This is a genomic window from Chitinophaga sp. YR627 (genome assembly GCF_900114995.1).
Lineage (GTDB): Bacteria > Bacteroidota > Bacteroidia > Chitinophagales > Chitinophagaceae > Chitinophaga.
This window is the reverse complement of sequence record NZ_FOUX01000001.1, coordinates 1,441,094-1,464,810: the sequence shown is the minus strand read 5'-3', so window position 1 is coordinate 1,464,810 and position 23,717 is coordinate 1,441,094. Positions and strand designations below refer to the sequence as shown.

General features: G+C 45.0%; 21 protein-coding genes. 17 read left to right on the top strand and 4 right to left on the bottom strand.

Annotated elements, in window-relative coordinates; translation table 11 throughout:
• Positions 1-37 precede the first annotated feature (37 nt).
• Entirely contained in the window at positions 38-922 is an 885-nt protein-coding gene (locus BMZ72_RS05320; protein ID WP_089805970.1) for a hypothetical protein, read from the top strand.
• Positions 923-943: 21 nt separating this feature from the next.
• Here the strand turns inward: BMZ72_RS05320 and BMZ72_RS05315 are convergent, their stop codons facing one another.
• Positions 944-2,806, bottom strand: a complete 1,863-nt coding sequence (locus BMZ72_RS05315) for a 7TM diverse intracellular signaling domain-containing protein (RefSeq protein WP_255373148.1) — start codon at positions 2,804-2,806, stop codon at positions 944-946.
• A 298-nt stretch (positions 2,807-3,104) separates the two neighbouring features.
• Here BMZ72_RS05315 and BMZ72_RS05310 point away from each other — a divergent pair, with 298 nt between their 5' ends.
• From BMZ72_RS05310 to BMZ72_RS05270, 9 genes are all read left to right on the top strand, one after another.
• Complete coding sequence (locus tag BMZ72_RS05310; RefSeq protein ID WP_089805966.1) at positions 3,105-3,845, top strand: hypothetical protein; 741 nt, start codon at positions 3,105-3,107, stop codon at positions 3,843-3,845.
• 87 nt (positions 3,846-3,932) lie between these two features.
• A complete protein-coding gene (locus tag BMZ72_RS05305; protein WP_218155205.1) occupies positions 3,933-4,526 on the top strand; it encodes a sigma-70 family RNA polymerase sigma factor in 594 nt (197 codons plus the stop codon).
• 10 nt (positions 4,527-4,536) lie between these two features.
• Positions 4,537-5,121, top strand: a complete 585-nt coding sequence (locus tag BMZ72_RS05300; RefSeq protein ID WP_089805964.1) for a hypothetical protein — start codon at positions 4,537-4,539, stop codon at positions 5,119-5,121.
• 14 nt (positions 5,122-5,135) lie between these two features.
• Positions 5,136-6,338 (top strand): hypothetical protein, encoded by a 1,203-nt coding sequence (locus BMZ72_RS05295; RefSeq protein ID WP_089805962.1) that lies wholly within the window; start codon positions 5,136-5,138, stop codon positions 6,336-6,338.
• Positions 6,339-6,476: 138 nt separating this feature from the next.
• Entirely contained in the window at positions 6,477-8,825 is a 2,349-nt protein-coding gene (locus BMZ72_RS05290) for a TonB-dependent receptor (protein WP_089807238.1), read from the top strand.
• Positions 8,826-8,835: 10 nt separating this feature from the next.
• Complete coding sequence (locus BMZ72_RS05285; protein WP_089805959.1) at positions 8,836-10,041, top strand: hypothetical protein; 1,206 nt, start codon at positions 8,836-8,838, stop codon at positions 10,039-10,041.
• A 58-nt stretch (positions 10,042-10,099) separates the two neighbouring features.
• Entirely contained in the window at positions 10,100-11,221 is a 1,122-nt protein-coding gene (locus BMZ72_RS05280; protein WP_089805957.1) for a PepSY-associated TM helix domain-containing protein, read from the top strand.
• Positions 11,218-13,599, top strand: a complete 2,382-nt coding sequence (locus BMZ72_RS05275; RefSeq protein ID WP_089805955.1) for an outer membrane beta-barrel family protein — start codon at positions 11,218-11,220, stop codon at positions 13,597-13,599. The genes BMZ72_RS05280 and BMZ72_RS05275 overlap by 4 nt, the downstream gene beginning before the upstream one ends.
• Before the next feature lie 99 nt (positions 13,600-13,698).
• Entirely contained in the window at positions 13,699-14,181 is a 483-nt protein-coding gene (locus BMZ72_RS05270; RefSeq protein ID WP_089805953.1) for a hypothetical protein, read from the top strand.
• Positions 14,182-14,183: 2 nt separating this feature from the next.
• Here the strand turns inward: BMZ72_RS05270 and BMZ72_RS05265 are convergent, their stop codons facing one another.
• On the bottom strand, positions 14,184-14,588 hold the full coding sequence (locus tag BMZ72_RS05265) for a hypothetical protein (RefSeq protein ID WP_089805951.1): 405 nt from the start codon (positions 14,586-14,588) through the stop codon (positions 14,184-14,186).
• Between the two features lie 89 nt (positions 14,589-14,677).
• Here BMZ72_RS05265 and BMZ72_RS05260 point away from each other — a divergent pair, with 89 nt between their 5' ends.
• From BMZ72_RS05260 to BMZ72_RS05230, 7 genes are all read left to right on the top strand, one after another.
• Complete coding sequence (locus BMZ72_RS05260; protein WP_143087608.1) at positions 14,678-15,097, top strand: putative periplasmic lipoprotein; 420 nt, start codon at positions 14,678-14,680, stop codon at positions 15,095-15,097.
• 94 nt (positions 15,098-15,191) lie between these two features.
• Positions 15,192-15,899: a DUF2490 domain-containing protein gene (locus BMZ72_RS05255; protein WP_089805947.1), complete on the top strand. Its 708-nt coding sequence runs from the start codon at positions 15,192-15,194 to the stop codon at positions 15,897-15,899.
• Between the two features lie 141 nt (positions 15,900-16,040).
• Positions 16,041-16,421, top strand: a complete 381-nt coding sequence (locus tag BMZ72_RS05250; protein WP_255373114.1) for a GlcG/HbpS family heme-binding protein — start codon at positions 16,041-16,043, stop codon at positions 16,419-16,421.
• Positions 16,422-16,458: 37 nt separating this feature from the next.
• The gene (locus tag BMZ72_RS05245) at positions 16,459-17,271 is read left to right on the top strand and encodes an SDR family oxidoreductase (RefSeq protein WP_089805943.1); all 813 of its coding nucleotides are present in this window, start codon (positions 16,459-16,461) and stop codon (positions 17,269-17,271) included.
• 202 nt (positions 17,272-17,473) lie between these two features.
• On the top strand, positions 17,474-17,881 hold the full coding sequence (locus BMZ72_RS05240; RefSeq protein WP_089805941.1) for a nuclear transport factor 2 family protein: 408 nt from the start codon (positions 17,474-17,476) through the stop codon (positions 17,879-17,881).
• Positions 17,882-17,946: 65 nt separating this feature from the next.
• Entirely contained in the window at positions 17,947-20,370 is a 2,424-nt protein-coding gene (locus BMZ72_RS05235) for a sensor histidine kinase (RefSeq protein WP_089805939.1), read from the top strand.
• Between the two features lie 20 nt (positions 20,371-20,390).
• Positions 20,391-21,800 (top strand): sigma-54-dependent transcriptional regulator, encoded by a 1,410-nt coding sequence (locus tag BMZ72_RS05230; protein WP_317043475.1) that lies wholly within the window; start codon positions 20,391-20,393, stop codon positions 21,798-21,800.
• Positions 21,801-21,817: 17 nt separating this feature from the next.
• Here BMZ72_RS05230 and BMZ72_RS05225 read toward each other — a convergent pair whose 3' ends face one another.
• Together BMZ72_RS05225 and BMZ72_RS05220 are read right to left on the bottom strand one after the other, a co-directional pair.
• The gene (locus BMZ72_RS05225; protein ID WP_089805935.1) at positions 21,818-22,675 is read right to left on the bottom strand and encodes a pirin family protein; all 858 of its coding nucleotides are present in this window, start codon (positions 22,673-22,675) and stop codon (positions 21,818-21,820) included.
• 52 nt (positions 22,676-22,727) lie between these two features.
• A complete protein-coding gene (locus BMZ72_RS05220) occupies positions 22,728-23,588 on the bottom strand; it encodes a helix-turn-helix domain-containing protein (protein WP_089805932.1) in 861 nt (286 codons plus the stop codon).
• Positions 23,589-23,717: the final 129 nt, after the last annotated feature.

The following is a 23,717-nucleotide window of genomic DNA, read 5'->3' as shown; positions in this document are numbered from 1 at the left end:
GGACCTGCTTCCAGGCGGGTAAGCTACATCATACGCTATGAAATTCTTTTTATTTACAGGTATATGCCTGTTCAGTTGTATCATCGGCCATGCTCAAAACGTGGAATTTGCGGTAACGGGCGGATACCAGACAGCTGATCTGCGATGGTCGATAGCGGGTAACGGCAGCGGACAATCACCCAATATCCTCTCCGAAGTAAAATGGCGCTCGTTAAGCGGCCCTTTGGTCGCTGTAAAAGGGCAATTCAACCTCAACAGCCGCTTGTTTATCAAAGGCGCACTGTCCCGCAGCTTTATCCGATCAGGGAACGCCACGGACACCGATTACGCAGAAGATGACCGTCAGCGGCCCAGCTATCACGCGCAACTGGATGCCGATGAAGGGTATTTATCTGCTTTCCGGCTGTATGGCGGATACCATCTGCTGCAAAGACCGGGTGTACGTTTAGCCATCTTTGCCGGATATGCCGCCAATAAGGAGTTCTTATTCCTGCTGGATCATGCGGCGTATGTGTCCGGCGAGAAAAACCTGCGTTGTACTTATAATACCAGCTGGAAAGGAATTTCAGGCGGATTTTCAGGCCTTTACAGGGTCACTTCCTGGCTGGACCTCACCGGAGAGTTACAGTATGGTCAGATGAACTATAATGCTGTAGCAGACTGGAACCTGATTGACGCCTTTCAACACCCGGTCAGTTTTAAACACCATGCCAGGGGCTTTGATCTGAATGGAACTGTAACAGGTATTTTCCGGTTAAAGTCTTATTTATCATTATTGCTATCTGGCGCCTTGCGACATGCAGCAACCGGAACGGGTACAGATCAATTATTCCTCGAATCTGGTACTGTCCAGACTACACAGTTTAATGGCGCGTTTACCAACGCAAAGCAGGTCACGATCGGTGCACTTATTCAGTTTTGACAGTAAGGGGACTGAGGATCGCTATGTCTTCATTATCAGATCGGTCCAGCTACCTTTTTTACTCTTTTTTGAGGCACCCGACTCCATATCTAACAAGGTTTTTACCCGGGATGCGTATGCCCAGCAGGTACCCTGCCGCATGTCAGTTTTCTCGGCTATCTGATAAGAAGAAATGTTGCCTTTAGTCGTAAATACCAGGTACACAATATAGAAAGCCTTATTGATGGGGATCCGGTTGTTTTCAAAGATCGTGTCATGCATGGGTGATTCCTCATAAGCGCATTTGTTACACCGTCGGCTGAAGGGTTTGCGGCCCGTACTGTAGTTCGCATACCCACATTTTCTGCAGGTAAACCCTTTGTTCCATTTCAGGTCAGCAAGGAAGCTGTAACATTTCTCCTGATCGGGGTATTTCTGGCTGAATTCTTCAAATGTAAGTTCAGCCGATTTAATACGTGCATCCGTGATCTTTTCTATATTCGTCTTCAGTTCAGCATTGTCTTTTTCCAGCAACTTATTCATACGTGCGATCTCCTGTGCCTGTTCGTGTATTTCCCTGGACTGACTCTCCAGTTGCCGGGTACGCGCTGCTACCTGTTCCTCCAGCTGCTGATTGACGGATGCCTGAAGTTTCAGATTATGCTGCATATGATAAAAGGCGTCATCCTGCGCCTGCTTTTTCTCTTTCCTGAACAATCTTACCTGATCACCGATGGAAAAAGACAAGAGTACCATTTCCATCACAAAACCAATTACCATACTGTAATGACCGACCACACCTGATAATCCCTTCACAAAACCTAATACGGTGATCAGCTTGACAATAGCGCCGATAAAAAGTATCGCATTTCCCAGTACAAAGAAACGTGCCGGTTTGAAGCCTTTACACCAGATAACAAACCCGGAAAGAAATGCGACAAAAAGGGGGATAAAATCAAGAAATTTATAGATAAACCATTCTTTCCTGGCAAACAGGCAAACGAGGAAGTACAATGTCCTTATAACGATGGTCCAATTGATCAGGTTATAAAGCAGTGGACTCTGTCTTTTTACCCTTAATAAGGTCCTGGCAAAAACGAGTGCGAAGATACTCATACAATACAGCGAGATGCCGTACATATACTCATTTAATCCCGGCATATCCGGCCATATGAACTGAAACGCAATGCCGTCGGTACTCATCTCATAAACACCTACACTTACGATATATAATACATAATAAAGATAATGGCTGAGACGGGTGGCCAGCAACATCAGCAGATTGTATAAACAGAAAACAAGGATCATCCCGTAGAATAACCCGTACGTGATATATTCGACCAGGGCATAGTTAATGAACCGCTCGATCGACCGGTATACCATGATGAAATTAATCTCGTTCAAAGACTTGATCCTGACATAATATACGTAGGTGCCTTTAGACATATCAGGTATAAGGAATTCGAAATTTTTGTGTCTGTAAAGCCGGTTTTTGAATGCATTGCCTGCCCCTGAATGAAGTTCTGTATATACGCCATGTACATCCGGTAAATAAACAGTCAGTTCTTCAATGGTCTGGTCATAGAACTCAAATAAGCGCTGATTTCCGGGGATGGAATCGGAAAAGGTTACCTGTACTTTAAACCAATATACGGAGTGAGGATTAAAGTTCTTGGGATAGTAATCCGTATTAATCCTGAATGTGCCTGCTGCATCCCGGCTCCTTATCTCTTCAAAACCGATGGTTCCGGAGCGATCTTCTAACCAGTTTATTTCACCATAGGTAAATATATACTCGCCCATTGTATGATCGATATATACAGGACGTTGCGCTTTGGCGCACATAAAAAAGCAGCAGCAGATAATAGCTATCAGATAAGGTTTTGGTGATGGCAAGCTGGTCATCTTCAAATAAGGTGGAATTTTATTAAATGTATCGCATATGAGATCCAGGCATACGGCTAAAACGCATGACACATAATACGTGGAATAACAACAGCTGGTTTAGTGCTACATTGACAGTTAATTTTTTCCGGCTAAAGGTACCAAAGTATCACTTTTTTTATTTAGTAGATACTAAAATAATGTCGATCCGGGAAAAAGGTATTTCAAATAAATCAACCTGTACTTCAGTCAAAAAACAACTGTTATTATTATATTTAAGGCGCTTTAACCACCTATATCGCATTATCAACTATATCCTGTGATCATACCATACCCATTAAAGAACGGCACCCAAAAAGTCATTTCGGGTACTTTACGCCGTGTAGAGATCGTTAAAAAGAACCAGTTACGCTACCATTTTGACGGCTTTGCAACAGACACCTACATCTCAATAGTACATCCCTCCTTTTATGATATCGGGCATTACAAACATGAGATCGAGCACATGCATGGGATGCTTAACATACCCGTCACACTTGAACTGATAGAAAAGAATGGGGAGCATTACCTGATGAAAATCAGCTACAATGATCCGCTCACCCAAGAGATCACCCAACCGCTGACCGGGGCTGAAAAAAGCGATCTGTTAAACAGCGCAGGTATCCGTCTGGGTTGTGTAAGCTTACTTGTGTTGATTGGCGGAATATGGTATGCGGCTACAAAGGATTTCGGAAAAACGGCGCTCCCCGGCCTCCTGATCTTCTGCCTGGTCCCTTTTTTACTGACAGTACTGCTTTATTATATTCCCAGGCGACAGCGAATAAACAGTAGCCATAATAAGATAGTGATAACCACGACCATCCGGGAAGTGATCGGCATTGTCATTTATGCTGTCAGCACTGATAGCAGTGACCGGCACATCAAAAAGTACAGAACGGGTACCGGCGACCTCATAGAACACTATAAAGCGCCTTTACATCCGGGTGATAAAGTAAGACTGACCTACGGGGAAAAGAAAGGGAAAACAGACTGGCTGATCAGTCTTGAAGTTTTGCCGTGATCCTTTCAGGTCGTAAGGACTGTTGATCGACAACCAGCTTCTCTTCGCTGATCAAACCGGGAATTTGATTTACGAAATCCGGAATAATTGCCTCTGACATTACAACCACCCGCTTTTTTTTTAGAATTTTATCCCCTGATGATCAATGAGAAGATATTCACGGACACATATGAGCTATACTGGGAGAAAGTATACAATGTATGTTATGCCAACCTGGAAGACAGTGAACTGGCCCGGGAAATGGTACAGGATATATTTAAATCATTGTGGGAGCGCCGGGAAACACTGGAGATCACGCAATCTGCAGAACATTACCTCGTACGTGCGGCCAAACTGAAAGTATTTGAATACATCCGTAACCAGCGCATCCGCTCTACCCATTTAAAAAGCATCGCCTACAGTCAGCATACGGAGGTCAACTTCACCGAAAACGAGATCTTACACAATTTCCTTTCCCAAAAGCTCCGTGTACTCGTTGGCTATTTGCCTTCGGAAGGCCGGGAAATATTTAAACTGAGCCGCGAAATGGGCCTCTCTAACAAGGAAATCGCTTCTACCCTCAGTGTATCCGAAAGAAAAGTAGAGTACCAGCTGATGAAAGCTATCCGGTTTCTAAAGTCCAACCTCCAGGAGTATACTATCTACCTTACTTGCATATTTTTATTAAATTTGATCGGCTGAGGCAATCTTTATGCAGGTAACAAAAGCACTTATAGAGAAATATCACAACGGCGAATGCTCTCCGGAAGAAAGCGCAGCTGTGGAAAACTGGCTGAATGACGGCCAGACGGATGATATTGTTGCCTTCGTCAGTGAATTCGACAGAACGGCCATGAAAGACAAGATCTGGCAGGAAGTACGCCCTGTCACGCCTTTCTATAAAAGGCCTGTTGCCATCATTACCGCTGCTGCTGCCGCGCTTTTATTCTGCCTGTTCCGGTTCTTACCGTTAACTACAGAGACAGCAGATTCTCCGGGGTTCACTATTGAACTTGGCAGGGAAAGCAAGGCTTCTTTCAATAAAGAACAAGGCGCGATTAATTTCTGCGGCACTATTAAGATCGTCTCCCAGAAAGATATCAACCTCTCTTTTAAAACTACCTGTACTGACGGTACGACCCGCATTAAAGCCATTCATGTCAAAGAAGGAGAATCATATATCGCCCTCCACTATAAAGACAAGCAGTCTTCCGAGATGCTGATAATCAACGAAAATATGTTGTTCGAACTTCCCCCGGTGATCAAAAACCAGCTCAGTGAGCAGTTTAAAATTTAGCCTACTTTTGCCGGATGGGAGCTATTAGCCGTTTTTTATTCCTCATGCTGCCCCTTGCCGCTATTTGCAGCTGTACACAACCTGTACCGCAGCAGTCGAAGAAATACAGCATTATGGTCATGTCGGATGAGGACAAACAATATATTATCCAGACGGATACCCTCGATCACGGTACCGCCTACCCTATCCGGGATGGTGTGCTGGTCGCTTCTCCCCCGCGTATCTGGTATTATACCATCGTGAAAGACGGCTATTATTACTTCGTCAGCAGTCAGACGCACTATTTCGTAAAGAACCAGGTTATTGGTAATAAATTCGTGGCGATTGACTCTGTCTTACTCCCCGGCTTCCGGTACCCCGACAACTGCGTCTTCTATACACCTGATTCTGTGCTAGTTGTCAATAGCAGTAAACCTGCTGCCCCAAAGCAATATGCCCGGATCAATGTGAAAACGATGCAGGCCACCATCGGAGAACTTCCCATACCTGCTCCACAGCCCCCTTTCAAATTCATGTCTGTGGGTTTTGTGCAGTTCCGTTCGCCCTATTGCTGGATTGGCTATACGTACCACTATCAGGATGAGACAAACGGATATGGCTCCAGTGATACCGTATACCTCGCACAAACTATGCTGCCGGGTATGCAGTTACAACAGATCATCAAAGACGCCCGGTCTACCTATCCCGGCAATGTAAATACGGCACAGCAGAATACTTTTGAGGATGAAGCAGGCGATTTTTACTTTCTCTCCTGTCCGGGTATCGTAAGAGGTGCCAATCCCTCACAACCTACCGCTATCTATCGCATGAAAGCAGGCGCCCAGGCACTGGATAGCAGCTACTTCTTCAATATTTCCGCTTCTGCCATTCACAACCATGCATATGGGCTTTGGTATATCGGATATAACGAGGCGATCATCCGTAGCGAGCGTAAAGACCTTTTTGGTTCCTTCGAAGAGCATTACAAAGTCCCTCATATAGAATACTACGTGATCAACCTGCTGACAAAGACCGTACAAAAGCTTGATCTTCCATTAGATAGAGGCAGTTCCCGTACCTGCGTACTGGCGGAAGGTCCGGCAGTGTATATCTCCATTAATGACGGTAAGGGCGGAAATGATATCTGGATATACAATAAACAGGACCGGTCTGTCAGAAAAGGCCTGCACCTGGACGGTCCGGTGAACTATATCATGCGACTCGAAAGTCTTCACTAAATGCCATTATAAACAGTCCACACAGATACTCCTCCGAAGCCTATCCGCTTTTCTAAAAAAAACTTTCCATTTTTTTGTGGTTAAAGGCAAGTTGTGCTACTACTGATTGAATATTTCACCAATCATTACAGCACAGGTATGTCTTTCAATAGAGTTTTAACACTATTACCTTTATTATTATTAACATTATTCACCACTGCACAGACCACCATCCATATTAATGGAAGTGTAAAAAATGCGCAGTCGCAGCCTATTCCCGGCGTATCTATCCAGGTAGCCAATACCAGTAACAGAGCGATGACCGATGACAACGGCCGGTTTACCCTGAAGGTCAGCAACACCGGGAAAGTCCAGCTCATCATCACCTCCGTCGGCTTTGAAAAGTTAGTAAAAGAGGTGGATCTACAGGCAGATCTCACCCTGCACCTTACACTACAGTCCAACGAACAGCAGATCAATCAGGTGGAAGTAAACGGCAAAAGCCAGACCAGGCAACTAAAAGAATCCGGTTTCTCCATTAACGCCATTGATACGAAACTTTACGCCAACTCGACCGCTGATCTTGGCCAGGTACTCAACCGTACCACCGGTATCAAGATGCGCGAACAGGGTGGCGTAGGTTCCGACTTCAATTTCTCCATCAACGGGCTTTCCGGGAATGCGGTAAAGTTCTTTATAGATGGGATACCCCTCGATATTATGGGTAGCACGATGACCCTGAACAACATCCCTGTCAATATTGCCGACAGAGTGGAGGTATACAAAGGCGTAGCCCCCGTATCACTAGGTTCTGACGCACTGGGCGGCTCTGTCAATATTATCACCAATCAGCACCTCTATAACTATCTGGATGCCAGCTATAGCTATGGCTCCTTTAACACGCACCAATCGGCTATAAATGGCCAATACGTGCATCAGCCGACCGGCATCGTCTTAAAGCTCAGCGGCTTCTACAACCACTCCGATAACAACTACCTGATGAAAGGCGTGGAAATATGGGACAATGACGCAAATGAATATGTCAAAAAAGACCTCCGTCGCTTCCATGACAATTATACCTCTGTTATGGGACAGCTGGAACTGGGTATCGCCAACAAAAAATGGGCGGATGTTTTATTCATCGGTGGTTCCTATTCCCGTTTTGACCGGGATATCCAGACCGGTATCGTACAATCCATCGTGTATGGCGGCGTAACCAGAGACGGACATGCCCGGAACTTCAATCTTCGTTATAAAAAGGACAATCTGTTGCATGGTCGCCTGGGACTTAATTTTTATGCTGCTACCTCCCGTGATGAATCCGTACTGACGGACACCACCAAGCGCAAATACTACTGGGATGGTTCCTATATCGATGGTAATCCGGAGACGGGGTCTTTCCGTGTCACTCACATCATCCGGCCCCGCGTATTCAGTCGTTTCAATGCCAACTATAAACTGGCTGAAAATCACCATGTAAACCTGAATTACAGTTTCGACAGAACAAAGAACGAGACCTACAATTCCCTGGATACCGACGTTGATCCCCTGCCGGGTAAGATTGCCAAACACCTGGGCGGACTCTCCTACCAGATGGACCTGTTTGATAAACGCTGGACCAATACCTTCATGGGTAAATATTATGGCCTTCAGTTAAGCAAACTCCAATATGACTACAACCTGTTAAAAAACGTGCTGCAAAGCAGTTTTAAATCCTATTATGGATATGGTCTTGCATCCGTGTTTAAGATTACGCCGGCAGCTGGAGTAAAAGCCTCATTTGAGCATACGTATCGCCTGCAACAGATCAGTGAGGTATTTGGCGATAGTTACCAGGTATCCAATAACCTGGGGCTGGATCCTGAAGCCAGTGATAATATCAATATTGGTGGTTTCTATGGCAGGAAAGTAGCTTCCCACGAATTCTATGTGGAAGCCGCCGGTTTCTTTCGCAGCGCCAAAGGATTTATTTACGCTTCACAGTCCGACAATAACCAGTTGCAGTATAAAAACCTGGCCGACGTACTTGTCAGAGGAGGTGAAGCAGAGATCCGCTACACTTATAACAAATTGCTCAACGCTGTTTTGAATATTACCTATCAGAATGCCATTGACAATACGATGTACCCGAACGGCAGCAATAGCGGTACGGTCTCGGCCACCTATAAAGATAAAATTCCGAATCAGCCCTGGTTATATGGGAACGCGGAATTAGGCATCGGCAAGAACGATCTTCTGGGCAAAGATACCCGCCTGCAGTTTAACTGGAGTTCGCAGTATACGCACTGGTACTATCGTTCCTGGGAAGGTTTCGCTACGCAGAACAGTCTGGTGACGATCCCCACGCAATTCATCCACAACGCTCTGGTATCTTATTCCATGCAGCAAAACCGGTACAATATCTCCGTGGAATGCAAGAACCTGACCAATACCCTTGCCTATGACAATTTCCGTCTCCAGAAGCCTGGCAGGGCCTTTTATGTCAAATTACGTTACTTCTTAAAATAGATATATACACATGAAAAGACTCTTTTCAATTTCCTCCCTGATTGCATGTTTGTTGTTGCTGAATGCATGTAGTAAAAATGACGATAACAATACCAAACCAAGTACCGAAGTGGGTTCTTATGCCATGTGGGTACAGGTGGGCAGCTGGCCGAATGTCAGCTACTATATCATGGGACTGAACAGCGTTACAGAAGGTACCGCTACTCTTTCGGGCAACGGTGTGGATGTCACCTCCGTGCTCAATGCCAGTGTAATTAAACGTGATAGTTTCTATTACTATTATAACACGACCGAAGGGCGTTTTGGTAAATACCAGATCGTCAATGGTGCTGCCAAAGCAATAAAAGAAGTGCCTTTTACCAACTTCGCCAGTCTTGCCGGTCATACCTGGATCGACGAGAATACCCTTGTAATGATCGGTACCAATTCCGCCGCTACTGCCATCAATTACTCTACCGTGAATGTAACGACCATGACTATCACCAATGGTACTTTTACGGGTCTGCCGGCTTTACCTGCTGGTTATAATGCCTACCGTGTGGGTGGCGATCTGCAGTATGTAAATGGTAACCTGTTCTTCGCAGTTGGCTTCAGAAATCCTGACTTTATTATGTATGCCGGGATCAGCGAAATTCAGGCATCTTACCCTGGTTTTAAGATCGGTGATATTTCTACGGATACCCGCACGTCTGGTATGGGAAATACGTCCGGCTACTTTGCCACTTCTTTTGTTGATAAGAACAAGGATATGTATTTCCTGACCAGCTGGGTAAGCAAATGGGCAGGTGGTACCGGCAATGCGCCCATCTACATCTACAGGATTAAAAACGGTGAAACTAAACTGGATGCAGGCTACCATGTAAAGGTATCTGATGTGGTGGGCTTCGAAGCTGCTTCCGGTCTGTTTATGGATCTGGGCAATGGTACCGCGCTCCTGAAATACATTATCAGCACAGTTGATAACAACAGCACCTATGGTTATACTATCATCAACCTGTCCACTGGTACTGAAGTGAAGAAACTTGCTGAAATTCCGGCAGGTGCAGGTAGTGAGAGAAATGTATTTGTCGAAAATGGTAAAGCATACATTGCGGTAGTTTCCGGTCAGGCAACTGACTATATCTGGATCTACGATTCAGCCACCGGTGCCGTTACCAAAGGTACTGCCATTTCCGGAGGATACAATTCCATCTCCCGTATAGAACGCCTGAAATAATCCTTTCAAACAATAAAAGAAAGGGGCCCTTAAAAGCCCCTTTTTTATTTACATCAACATGGCTGCCAAAAAGAGTACGTTCAGAAAAATAAACGATTGGTTTCACTTATGGATCGGTATTGCGTGTGGTATACCCGTGATGATCATCAGCCTGACTGGCTGTCTGCTGATATTTGAACAGGAGATCAGGCAGCAGATCATGTATGCGGACTGGTGGCATATCACCCCGCCTGCCCATACAAAGCCCCTACCTCCTTCCGAAATATATACCCGCGTAAAGGCACAGGTACCGGCCCATGAGTTTCACCGGTTCTGGTATTACGGGGATGATGCGCCTGTGAAGATCACACCGGACAACTCCGATACGCTCATCTATGTACACCCTTATTCGGGCAAAGTACTGGCAGAGCTGGATCACGAAGATATTTTTGATTTTATTGAAGAAGGACATACCCTGCTCTGGATGCCGCAGAAAGTGGGCATACAGGTGGTAAGGTGGAGTACAGCCATTTTCTTTTTTCTGTTGATCACCGGCGTTGTACTGTGGTTGCCTAAAAAGTGGAATAAGAAGACTGTAAAGGACAGCTTTACAGTAAAGCTGCGTGCCAAACGTAAACGCATCAATTATGACCTGCACAATGTACTGGGGTTTTATAGTCTGGTCTTCGCCGTATTAATGGCTTTCACCGGACTAATCATGGCCTTCCCGCTTATCAGAACAGGCGTATTCAACCTTGCGGGAGGAAAGAAAGGACCCAACATTGCCATCCATCCATTGGAAAATCTGCCAGCCGATACCAATAGTCTGCACAAAAAAGTAGATCTCGTGTGGGAGAAGGTGCGTCACCAATATGCCCACTTTAACACAAGCGCTATCAGTATACACATTCCGGAGAAACCGGATAAGGCGATTTACACCTGTACGGATATGTCTAATGGCAGCTGGCGATCCATCTATTTCGATCAGCAGACACTCAGTCAGTTATCCAGTTCGGAATCCAATATTAAAGACGCTCCTGCCGCCACCTGGATGATGCGATCCAACTATGCCTTACACGTGGGCGCTATTGGCGGTGGCGTCACCAAAACCCTGTATTTCCTCGCCTGCCTGATTTGTACCAGTTTACCTGTTACAGGATTTTATATCTGGTGGGGAAAGAGAAAAAAAACGAGAAAATGAGAAATGTACTATTCATACTATCAACTTTTGCGATACTATCATCTACGAGCTATGCACAATCTATCTCCGGACAATTACACAACCAGCAACAGGAGCGTATCCCCTATGTAAATGTATCCCTGATCAAACTACCCGATTCTACAAATGTCTACCGGGTGCTTTCCGATTCTACGGGAAAATTCAGATTCGACAACCTTCAGCATGGCAATTACCTGGTGAAGGTGAATGCCATGGGGTACCGCCCACATCTCAGTCATGTGATCAGGCTCACTCCTGCTGCGTCTACACAGCTGCTGGGTAGTCTGGTCCTCGTTACGAAAGACGAACAGCTGCATGGCGTTACGATTACAGGACGTAAACCGGTGATAGAACAACAGCTGGACAGAATGGTGATGAATGTGGAAGGGACTGTGCTATCAGAAGGGAGTTCTGCACTGGAATTACTGGGTAAATCACCCGGTGTGACGGTCAATGACAATGGTGGTGTTGCCATTAAAGGGCGTACGGGAAGTGTGGTCATGATCAATTGCAAACCGACCTATCTCTCCGGCGATCAGCTGATGAACTTATTACGCAGCACTCCTTCTTCCGATGTATCCAGGATAGAGATCATTGCCAATCCTTCCGCTAAAGAAGATGCTGCCGGTAACGGCGGTATCGTTAACATCGTCCTGAAAAAACCGGTACGTGCGGGTCTTAATGGCAACATATCCCTTAATGGTGGTGCTGGTCGTGGAGCACGGGCCGGAGGCAGTTTATCACTCAATTACCGTACGGCAAAGGTAAACCTGTTCGGTACCTACAATCAGTACTTCGCCAATTATGAAAACCGTACTTATATCAGACGTGATTTTACAGCACAATACAGTGAACAATTTACAAAGGTATTACCTCAGTTAGGCTCCAATAATTTCCGCGCGGGACTAGACTGGACAATCGACTCCGCCAATAGCATTGGCGTAATGGTTAGCGGAGGTTTCGGTAAATTCCCTACACAGGAACCTACGACTAACAACCTGTATGGCGAAAGTCTGCTACAGAAAGCCAGTACGCTAACCGTCGGTAAACAACGCTGGCAGGATATGCTGTACAATCTGAACTATGTGCACCTCTTTAACAACAAAGGACATAAGTTATCTGCCGATCTTGACTATGTCTATCATTTTGACAGAATGGACCAGCAGCTGGATACCCGGTATAACAGTCATTCCGGACAGCTATTAAGACCTGCCAGTTCCAGGGTCGGCGATATTCCTTCCACCAACAATATCTACGCCGCTAAGGTGGATTATACACTGCCATTGACCCATAATATCAATGTCGAGGCCGGATGGAAAGGAAGTCTGGTACGGATGGAAAACAATCTGGTATACGACACGCTGGCTGCCGAAGGATATGTAAAGGATAATAATACCAGCAATCATTTTGTATACAAAGAACAGATCCAGGCAGGTTATCTGAATATTAAAAAAGAATGGCAATCCTTCACGGTGCAGGTAGGTTTACGGGGTGAATACACCCATACCAAAGGTGAACAGCTTACGCTGGATACAACTTTTACACGTTCTTATTTCCAGCTCTTCCCCAGTCTGTTCTTCTCTCATACGACGAAGAAAGATAATAAATGGCAACTGGGATACAGCCGTCGCATACAACGCCCTACCTTCTGGGATATGAACCCCTTCCGGGTATACGAAGATCCTTTCTCCTATTATGAAGGGAATGCGCAACTGGTGCCTTCGCTGGTACATGCGGTAGAACTGGGATATAGTTACCGGTCACTGGTCCATACGGTGGTGAACTACAGCAGGGCGACCAATGTGGTCAGTACGCTCATTGGTCTGACCAGTGGTAATGTAACCTACCAGACACCTGCGAATATTGGCACTTCCACAAACGTAGGTGTCAGCATTACCGCCAGCAAAGACCTCTTCTCCTGGTGGAGCAGCAACAATGTGGTCAACCTGTATTACAATACCTTCGAGATCAGCCATACAAAGTACCAGCGTACTACATTCACCTGGAACAGTCAGCAGACATTCACACTGACAAAAGGCTGGAAAGCCGAATTAAATGGCTTTTATAACTCCGGTGGTCTCGATGGTCTAATTACCTTATATTCCCGTTACCAGGTGTCAACAGGTGTACAAAAATCCGTATTCCATAGCAGGGGGCATATTAAGCTGATGGTGAATGACGTGACAAAGGGCAATATCAACCGTTACCGGATCGCATACAGCGATCTGAAACTGTATAACCGGTATAATCCGGATAGCCGGTACGCGGTGCTCTCATTTACCTATAGACTGGGTAAAGGAACGATGAAAGATGATAAACGGGAAACGAGTGGTGAAGCGCTGAAGGACCGATTGAAATAACCTAATGATCGTATACTTTGAATAGCCAGTCTGCTTGCTGATAGTAGATTGGCTATTGAACAAAATTGGTTTACTTTACGTGGACTTATTCAATAACCTATGGAAAACCTTACTATCTGGAAAAAGATCACACTGGGTGAAGCCTGGGGTGTTCAGCAACTGGCAGCATCGCTGAAAGCGCATAAACACATGATCGACCCTTCCCCCTGGCATATCATGCATACACCGGAATTTAGTACCGGACACATTTCTTCCGAGATCGCACTGATAAGGACAACGCTCAGGGCATTAGGACTTGAAGATGGTGTTAGCTATGCTGATATATTTGCAGCTGCGGAGAAAGCCGGCTTAGCTTTATGTCCGCCCGAATTAGGACCGCGTCTCCGGTTGGCCTATGACCAACCCTATGAAGAAACCCTGGTGATAGCCATGACGCCTATCAAAGATGAAGATAATCTGCCCAGTGTTTTTACTGTTCACCATTGGGACTGGGGCCAGGGCTTAGGTGCTTGTTGTTGTGGTAAGAGTGATATTGAAGACGACTGGCATGCAGATAGTGAATGGGTTTTCAGGTTGAAGTGATCTTACTTCTTAGCACCTGGTCGCGGTTTCTCAAATTCAGGTCTGATAGCATTAGGCACATCTGTCAATTCAATAATCCTCAATTCAAATACCAGCTTTTCCAGCTCCTCAATAATACATTTATCCAGCAAGGCCGGCACGTTGCCGTTATAGGCCCTGGCTGTTTCTTCAATATATTCCCTCACAGTAAGTTTCCCGTTTGCGTTCAGGAAAATTGTTTCCGGCCAGGGATCCATCGTGATCATTCGTGGCCCATGGGGATCGGTCACTGTTATAGTAGATTGATAATAATTCATTTCCATGAAGTGTGCTACCCGCACAAAATATTTGTCCTTATTTACATAGATGGCCAATGCATCCAGTGAGGAGGTATCGGACTTAGGTTTCTTTCTGAAAAAGCTGAACATAGCGGCCAAGATAATAACAAAATGTTGTCCAGCAAACGCCGGGATAGGTGATTTATTTTATTTAATAATATATTATCTTGAGACCACCTATGAAGACCTTACCCATTTTCCTCCTTAGCATATTACTCTTCTGCTCCTGTAGCACCTCTCCTATCAACTCAATGTATTTTGATGTAGACGCACAGCGTGTCCGGTCATGTAGTTTCAAAGGCATTGGTCAGATTACCCTTCAGAATGAGTCAATTCCCGATGAGGAAGCTGTCACCATTTATTGGATCGACTATATGAAGCCCATTCCGTCAAGCATGCCTTTTTCAGAGATCGGTGCGCAGTACTATATCTCGACGGTATCTTCAATGATAAAAATAGAGAATAAGTTATTTCGCCTTTCGGCTAATTCCATGTATAGGATAGAACGGACGGAGGGCAAAGAAGCAACCGTTGTTATATATGTATGGACTGATCAAAAGGGGAAGATCTTTAAGACGGATACAAGGGAGTGTAAGTAGGCGTTCCCTGAACAAAACTGACAACTACTTTGAACGATTTTGCATAACCCGCCTTGCATAGAAAGAATAATCTTGTGGTAATGAAACACTGGTTATGCGGGATCATCCAACAGTTGCCACCCAAAGCGCAAAGTCTATCTGCCTGTTGCGGGCCTGCTTTTTCTTATACCTGACTTTATCTATATCAATAGGCCTTCCTGGTCAGCAACAATCCGCTACCACTGCCTGGATCATTCCCGGGATCACCTATCAATATTCAGAGACACTTAAACTCTCTGCACAATATGCATTATCCACCCACCAGCACACCCACCTGCTATATCTGCAGTCATATATCCGGATCAATAAACATCTAATACTCAATCCGGCTTACCTATATATTAATTACCATCCACCGGCAGGCCCTGTTATTGCTGAACACTCATTCATGACCGGTTGTATATTGACGACAAAACTGAACAGCATCATCCTGGAGGACAGAAATATTATCTGGAACCGCTTTCGGCAGCAGGCCGCAGATATGCATATTTATAGGAACAGGTTGCGGCTGACATGGCCTCTCCCGGGCAAATCACGACCTACCCGGGTCTATTCTTTTGATGAAGCCTGGGTATTGATCAATGAGAAGAGATGGATGCGCAATCGTATAGCAGCAGGTATTTCCAGCGACATTCTACCCTGGTTCAACCTTGATATGTCTTATGCGTATGAACAGGACAAAGTAAACGGAGGACTGAACATCTTCTTCATCATGGGCACTATACAACTTTTCCGTAAACAGCATAATACAACGATGCACTAATCAGTCAACACATTTGAATCAAATGGTAAACAGCTTGCAAATTTTGCTTCGCAACTTTATACCATCGGAGATGACTCCGGATAACCCGGAAGCCTCAAGCAAAAGAACATTCACCCAAAATAATATTCCATGGAAATTACAATGGAACAAGCGACAACCGCTGCCCGGCAGGCAGAATTAAAAGCGACCGAAATACAGGTGCCGGTCAACATCGTCATTCTTGATACGGCCGGATATTTAAAATTCTTCGTTCGCATGGATAGTGCCTTTATCGGATCAATAGACATCGCCTTACAAAAAGCAAAAACGGCGATGCTCTTCCGCACAAGCTCCGAAATGGTCGGCGAGTTCCTTAAACCCGAGGCACATGCTTATGGGCTGTCGCAGACTAACGGCGGACTTGTAGGCTTCCCTGGCGGCCTACCCATATTAAGGAACAACGATATCATCGGGTACATAGGTATCTCCGGAGGGGCTGTCCCCCAGGACCTGCTGATCGCAACAGCTGGCAGCACAATTTAATTCACCAGATTTTTTCACCAATAACAATTGCAATATTATGAGCGACAAGAAAAAAATTCTGATTACCGGAGCAGGTTCCGGTTTAGGAGAAGGAACAGCCATCGGCCTGGCTAAACTGGGACATGAAGTCATTGCAGGCGTTCAGATCTCGCCACAGGTTACCCCGCTTCGCCAGAAGGCAATAGATCTCAACCTGCAAAAGAACCTGCGGGTGGAAAAACTGGACCTCCTCGATCCATATGATGTGGCTTACGCGCTCACCTGGGATTACGATATTCTGCTCAGCAATGCAGGTATAGGTGAAGCCGGACCAGTCTTCGAAATCCCGGTTGACCTCGTACGCAAAAACTTTGAAACAAATGTTTTTGCTCCGCTACACCTGGTGCAACAGTTCATCGCTAAACTGATACGTGAAAAAAGAAAAGGGAAAGTGGTGTTTACCTCCTCTATGGGTGGGTTGTTCACTCCCGATGGATATGGTATCTATGTCTCTACAAAACATGCCCTGGAAGCAATCGCGGAAGCGCTTTCTTCAGAATTAAAGAAATACGATATCCAGGTACAGACGATCAATCCTGGTGCCTACCTTACAGGTTATAATGAAACAATGGCCGACAATCCTTTCCGCTGGCTCGACGATAGTAAGAATTTTACTAAGCGGGCCGATATGAAAGCCGTTTTCGATTCTCTGCTGGGAACGCCTCAGGGCAGGCTTGACCCTGAAGAAATGATCGGTGCAATGGTCAATATTGTACCCTCAGATAAAGGGAAATTCAGGAACGTAGTACCGAAGTTCGTCGAAGACATGCTTAAAGAACACCAGGAGAAAGCCTGGGATGTAACCATTTAAAGAACAATTTGTCGCGCCGGCGTGTTACCAGGCATTCCACTTATTTATCCCTGAGAACGCGCTGTAATACGCCGGCCAATCAATCATTATGGGAAAGCTACATATACACGTTCGCCGGATAAGCTTATGTCTGTTATCTGGCGTACTGTTAACACTTATATTATTATCTGCCTGCAAGAAGACGCACATTAAAAATGAGACCATGACAAACAAAGAGATCATACGCAGAGGATTTGAACGCTGGGCCAGGTCTGAAGGTAGTTTTTTTGATCTGCTGGCAGATAATGTCGTATGGACAATTACCGGCAACAGCCCGGTTTCAAAAACATATACCAGTAAACAGGCATTTATCACGGAAGTGATCAATCCATTGAATGAACGATTTTCCAAGAAGATCACCCCTGAACTCAAAGGCCTCTTTGCAGAAGATGATATGGTGATAGCACTCTGGCATGGCACTGCCGTTGCAAAAGATGGCGTACCCTATGACAACATGTATTCCTGGTACATGAAAATGGAACATGGAAAGATTACTGAAGTAATCGCCTTTTTTGATACCATTGAATTCACCGACATATGGAACAGAATTGATATTACAGGAGTGAAGTAGGTAGTTTTACCCAGCGCTCTTGCCTGAAATACAGATATTTTGTACATTAGGTAAGCGCTTCTCTTATGGCAAGAATACTTTTTACATATCTGCTTCTCAGCTGTTTATTGTCGAAAGTGCATGCACAGTCGACTGTACTTACTACGACAATCAATCATTATAACGAATCCCAAAAGCGTCTGCTTGCCACAAACATCGGGCGCTTTTTTTATGTCGTGAACCAGGGACAATGGGACATGGATAGTTGCGTACGATACGTCTGCAAAATCTACAACCTTAATATCCAGTTACCATATGATGAGACAATCAATAACGGAGACCTTCAACAGGAACTTGCCTGGCTAAATCAACATAACCCGGATCTGTTGCTGCAATCAGTCCCTGGCGCAACGAGAGAAAAAAAGATTGCCATGTTACTGGAATTGGCGCTATACTATCTGCATAAGCCAGGCAGTGCTCCCTCCGACCTTGAAAATGCAGCCAGCTATATATCTCAGGCAAAAGCGTATGCGCAGTCATTAAAGCTGAAAAAGTGGCTGATAGAATGTGATGCAATAGCTGGCGAGCTATATCTTCAAAGAGGCGATGCGAAAAAAAGCGCAGAGGCGTTTATCTCAATCGCCACTCTCTTAAAAAATGACGGAGACAGGAAAAGAAGTGCCATTGCTTACCACCAACTGGCGCTTCATCTGCCATACAACGATGCCAGCCGGCTGAGTAATCTTGAAAAAGCATTTGCGATGTACCAAAAGCTGAAACTGAGAGAGCATGCGATAGCTGCCCTGGGTGATATTGTTACTTATTATTTTTCATCGGACTGGGCACTTGCCGAAACAAAACTGGGCGAGCTGCTGGTACTGCAAAAGCAAAGCAGCTATCGCCATTTCATGGATACATATTACGTAAGAGCTTATTTAAAGGACAACAGAGCGGATTATATCGGAACAATTCTGGATATGGATAGCGCTATCACCATCATGAATAATACCGGTGATTCTACTCTCTATAGTATGATATGCTTGAGAATGGGTTCCATCTATATGGGCTTAGGCGAATATCAGCAAGCAAATGACTGGTTCTTCAAAGGAATCGAACGACGCGCAGTTGAACCACAGATTTTATGGTATACCAATCTGGAGGAGATTGGGAGGGCTATGCCACGCTTAAATAAAGCAAACGAATATTTGTCGATAATAAGAAAATTGCTGGCCGCATATCCTCCCCAAGGCAAGATTGACAGCATGACTATTTCGCTACGCCTGGCAGGGGCTTACCTACATCTGCAGAAACATGATTCTGCGGAAAAATACTTTCAACCTTTCCTTACTTATGTAGAAAAAATACCGTCCGAACACCTGCAAATCCCTGATATATTTGGACTTCAGCAATATTCACGTTTATGTTTCCAAAAGGGGAACTATCCATTGGCAAGAGTTTATCTTAAAAAAGCCGTAGAATATGCCAGAGGCAGATCTTCTATTATGTCAACACTGGAGGTTGCTGCATTACAGTTCACCCTTGATTCAGCAGAGGGAAAGTTTCATGATGCATTTTTTGCGCTCAGGGCATACCTGGACTATAACGATTCCGCCACCAATATCAACCAGCGGTTTAAAACCCAGGAAGCCAATATTCGCTATGCCTCCGAGAAAAAGGACCAGGATATTCAAATCCTGAAACAACAGGGACTAATCCAGGAAAGTAATCTGAAACAGGCAAGGCAGACCCGTAATATTGTTTCAGGTGGTATTATCTTATTACTGATCATTGGCGCATTGGGCTACAACCAGTACCGCATGAAACAAAAGAACCTGCTGCTGATCGGTCAAAAGAATGATCAGCTCACGCAGCTGGTCAATGAAAAAGAATGGCTGCTCAAAGAGGTGCATCACCGTGTAAAAAACAATCTGCAAACAATTGTAAGCTTGCTGGAAATGCAGGCCGATTACCTGGGAGATGACGCCCTGGCGGCAGTACAGGTCAGCCAGAACAGAATATTTGCCACCTCCCTCCTGCATCAGAAGCTCTATCAGTTTGAGAATGTATCCTCAGTCAACATGAAAAATTATCTGCCAGAGCTGATACAACATCTCAGGGAGGCTTTTCCTGTAGGTAAGTCTATAGATATACAAATGACAATTGACGATGTAGAACTGGATGTATCACAGGCTATGCCGGTTGGCCTTATCTTTAATGAGGCATTTACGAATACCATGAAATATGCATTCAGGGACAATAACAGAAAGGGGAAAATTACCGTTTCATGTGAAAAGGATACCGACAACTTTGTCAACCTACTGATTGCCGACAATGGCGTTGGGTTTGATGCAACAGACGAAGCGCATATAGACGGTCTGGGGCTTAGTCTGATTAAAGGGCTCGCTATAGACATTGACGGAGAGGCAAAGATCGAGTCAGGCGCTCAGGGAACGACGCTTTATATTCGTTTCAAAGTGCGATCGCCTCTATCCTCCAACAGATTACAATAAAATGCTTCAATCCCATGCTCATGAGAAAAATACTGATAGTCGAAGACGAATTTATTGAAGCCAAAAACCTGCAACGGATGCTGATTAAAGCCGGGTATGAAGTTTCCGGGATTGCCAACTCCGTTGAACAAGCCCTTTCGTTGCTCAAAAACGAACGGCCTGATTTTGTATTGATTGATATTTTTCTAAGAGGAACATCAACAGGCGTTGACCTTGGCCATATGCTACGCAGTCAGCATGTTCCGTTTCTATATTTGTCTGCCAACTCGAATAAAAGCACACTGGACAAAGTAAAATCAACCCGTCCTTATGGATTTCTGGTAAAACCATGCAGGGAAAAAGACGTACTTGCTATGCTGGAGATTGCCATCTATCAACATGAAAACAGACTGCCTGATCCATTTCCTGACGCAGCACTACCCAAAGATCTGTTAATACACACAGGAGCGTCCGACACTGCCAGTTATCCGGCTATTATTGGCCAGAGTGAAACACTACAACAGACGATGCGGAAAGTACATATGGTAGCCCCGTCTGATTCTGCGGTGATGATCCTTGGTGAGAGTGGTACAGGTAAAGAAATGATCGCACAAGCCCTGCACGTGTTATCTCCCAGGAAAAAAGGCCCATTTATCAAGATCAATTGTGCTGCGTTGCCGGTAACACTGATTGAATCTATTTTATTCGGACATGAAAAAGGTTCTTTCACCGGAGCTGCTGGCAGGTATATAGGAAAGTTTGAACAGGCGGATAAAGGGACACTCTTTCTCGACGAAATAGGCGAAGTCCCTTTTGATGTACAGGCAAAGCTCCTCAGAACACTCCAGGAGAAGGAAATCGAGCGATTAGGAGGCAGTGATACCATTAAGATCAATGTCAGGATCATCGCCGCAACAAACCGCGATCTTGAGAAAGAGATGGCAGAGGGCAGGTTCCGGATTGACCTATATTACCGTTTAAATGTATTCCCTATCTATCTTTCTCCTTTACGGCAACGTGGAGATGATATTTTACTACTTGCCAATCATTTCAAAGATAAGTTTTGTCTCGCGGAGGGAAAGTCGCCCTTTGAGATTCCTTCTTCTGTTACCGATAAGCTGCTTACCCATCCCTGGCCGGGGAACATCCGGGAGCTGGAAAGTGCCATGCGCAGACTGGTACTATTGTACAGTGTCCAGCAAGAGGGACTCGCAGAAGCCGTACTACAACCACAGATACAATACAAAGAACCTCCATCAGAAAGTACCTTAAATGCGGATCAGGACGTTAAAACCTGGCATGAGTATGAAAGGCACTATATCCTCCATACCCTGAAGAAATGTAAAGGAAAGATCAGTGGTGAGAACGGGGCTGCTAAATTACTGGATCTTCCCCCAAGTACGCTGGAATCCAAGATGAAACGTCTGGGCATAAAAAAGGGAGATTACTAGCCATCCAGGCTACAGGCCTATTTATATACGATCTTACTGCTCTCTGGCAGCTCATTCAAATGAGGCAGATGCCCTTCCCGGTACTCCTTATACAAACGGGCAATATCTTCCTGGGAATCGCCAATAAAAGGCCCATGGTTGACAACGGGGACATGGTGAGGTTCGGCTGCATACAAAACAATCCGGGCCTCCTGTCCGGCGGTATTGATTATGATTTCGCTATCCCCTCTCCCGGCAGGTATGTTCAGCCATCCGGCCTGTCCGGCGCCAATACTTGTTTCGCCAACAGATATATGTCCTTCGATTACGTAAACAAATGCATTATAGGCTGCGGGAAGAATCTGTGTAAATGAAGCGCCCTGCTCCATCATCACATCTACCAGTATCAACGGGGTATTATTCCGAAGTGGCGAGCTGACACCGTTGCTGTTACCACTATACACCCTGATATCCAGCTGTGCTGTCTTTATTGTGGGTACCACGGAGGGTAATAATTGTTGCCAGGCAGGCTCTATCCATCTTTTCTCTGGTGCTAACACAAGCCATAATTGCAAAATACGCAGGCTGCTATCCACGCTGATGGTTTCCGAATGAATTATGCCTTTTCCGGCAGTCATCAGTTCCAGACTGCCCGTTATCCAGTCATGCTCATCCCCCTTTAAGACAAGTGTAACGGTCTCAAAACCTGCATGCGGATGTGGTCCTCCAACAGGAGGCCTACCGGCAAGGTCAAGGCGATCATCCATCAATAAAATAAAAGGATCGGTCTGAAAAAAATCAGTCGCGTTGATAACAGCCGCCGCCACATGTCCTTCGCCCAGAAAACCGCGATGTAGTGGACTTTCCACCAATTGTACGATTGTGCGTGTGTACATTGGAATTATTATTTATGATCAGTTGAAGGTTATTGAAAAATGCTCTTTTCAATCAGGTAGTTGCCACCGAAGTCCCCTCTCTCAGTCCGGACGGTGAATGGCGGAAATAGGATTTAAAGGCCCTTGAAAAGTGGGCCACACTTTCAAATCCCAGTGTATAGCAGATACTTGTTACTGTCATATCCGTATTCACCAGCAGTTCTTTTGCTCTTTCCAGTTTCTTTTGCCGTATCCAACGGGATGGAGGCATATTATAGGTAGAAATAAAATCCCTTCTTAAACTTGAAACACTTCTACCTGCTAATCGCGCGAGTTGATTGAGTGAAATGGCGTTCGTCAGATTTTCCTCCACCAGACGGGTAATATCAGGACGGACATTGTCCTTTACAAACAACAGTTGGTCAAAAAAATGCCGGTCATTAGCAGATAAACAGATCAGGAGTTCGATCAGCTTCATTCTGATAAGGCTGGCGGAAAGGCTGGGATGTTGACTAAAATAAAGTTGCAATGAAGACATATACCCTCTTAATAGCTCACTGGTATCACCGGCGAGCAACGGCAAACAGTTACCCTCTCCCTGTGTCTGAAGATTAAGCATGGTAACGAATCCGACAATGATATCATACTTTAGTTCAAATACAATCATGCTTAAGGGGTCAGCGCATGACTCATAGCGAAAGCAGGTGTCTTTCCTTACAAAAACAAATTGTTGCTTTTCTACATGATAAAGCGTATGCCCAAATTGTATGTCTAACTGACCTGCTTCAATAAAAAGAAGCAGATGATCTTTCGCTAAACAGCTTCCTTTATAAAAACGCTCAATACTCCAATGTTGGATACCGGGTCCTGTGAAAATTTCGACCCCATTGTATAGGTCCTGGTTGATGGTATAGATTGTGACTCTGCTTTGCATAACGGTTATTGATCATGAAGTGATACGCGTAGTATTCTCCATAACTATATTTCAAACCGTATACCACACCTTAATTTATTATTATTCAACGATATAGATAGCCACTAAAGATATAAAGCACCGATATAT

Bases quoted from the DNA above. Each gene is read 5' to 3' on its own strand.
- BMZ72_RS05220 (WP_089805932.1), bottom strand. From the start codon at position 23,588: ATGCAAAGCAGAGTCACAATCTATACCATCAACCAGGACCTATACAAT.
- BMZ72_RS05265 (WP_089805951.1), bottom strand. From the start codon at position 14,588: ATGTTCAGCTTTTTCAGAAAGAAACCTAAGTCCGATACCTCCTCACTG.
- BMZ72_RS05260 (WP_143087608.1), top strand. From the start codon at position 14,678: ATGAAGACCTTACCCATTTTCCTCCTTAGCATATTACTCTTCTGCTCC.
- BMZ72_RS05320 (WP_089805970.1), top strand. From the start codon at position 38: ATGAAATTCTTTTTATTTACAGGTATATGCCTGTTCAGTTGTATCATC.
- BMZ72_RS05225 (WP_089805935.1), bottom strand. From the start codon at position 22,675: ATGTACACACGCACAATCGTACAATTGGTGGAAAGTCCACTACATCGC.
- BMZ72_RS05255 (WP_089805947.1), top strand. From the start codon at position 15,192: ATGCGGGATCATCCAACAGTTGCCACCCAAAGCGCAAAGTCTATCTGC.
- BMZ72_RS05250 (WP_255373114.1), top strand. From the start codon at position 16,041: ATGGAACAAGCGACAACCGCTGCCCGGCAGGCAGAATTAAAAGCGACC.
- BMZ72_RS05300 (WP_089805964.1), top strand. From the start codon at position 4,537: ATGCAGGTAACAAAAGCACTTATAGAGAAATATCACAACGGCGAATGC.
- BMZ72_RS05275 (WP_089805955.1), top strand. From the start codon at position 11,218: ATGAGAAATGTACTATTCATACTATCAACTTTTGCGATACTATCATCT.
- BMZ72_RS05245 (WP_089805943.1), top strand. From the start codon at position 16,459: ATGAGCGACAAGAAAAAAATTCTGATTACCGGAGCAGGTTCCGGTTTA.
- BMZ72_RS05315 (WP_255373148.1), bottom strand. From the start codon at position 2,806: ATGACCAGCTTGCCATCACCAAAACCTTATCTGATAGCTATTATCTGC.
- BMZ72_RS05270 (WP_089805953.1), top strand. From the start codon at position 13,699: ATGGAAAACCTTACTATCTGGAAAAAGATCACACTGGGTGAAGCCTGG.
- BMZ72_RS05240 (WP_089805941.1), top strand. From the start codon at position 17,474: ATGACAAACAAAGAGATCATACGCAGAGGATTTGAACGCTGGGCCAGG.
- BMZ72_RS05235 (WP_089805939.1), top strand. From the start codon at position 17,947: ATGGCAAGAATACTTTTTACATATCTGCTTCTCAGCTGTTTATTGTCG.
- BMZ72_RS05280 (WP_089805957.1), top strand. From the start codon at position 10,100: ATGGCTGCCAAAAAGAGTACGTTCAGAAAAATAAACGATTGGTTTCAC.
- BMZ72_RS05230 (WP_317043475.1), top strand. From the start codon at position 20,391: ATGAGAAAAATACTGATAGTCGAAGACGAATTTATTGAAGCCAAAAAC.
- BMZ72_RS05290 (WP_089807238.1), top strand. From the start codon at position 6,477: ATGTCTTTCAATAGAGTTTTAACACTATTACCTTTATTATTATTAACA.
- BMZ72_RS05295 (WP_089805962.1), top strand. From the start codon at position 5,136: ATGGGAGCTATTAGCCGTTTTTTATTCCTCATGCTGCCCCTTGCCGCT.
- BMZ72_RS05285 (WP_089805959.1), top strand. From the start codon at position 8,836: ATGAAAAGACTCTTTTCAATTTCCTCCCTGATTGCATGTTTGTTGTTG.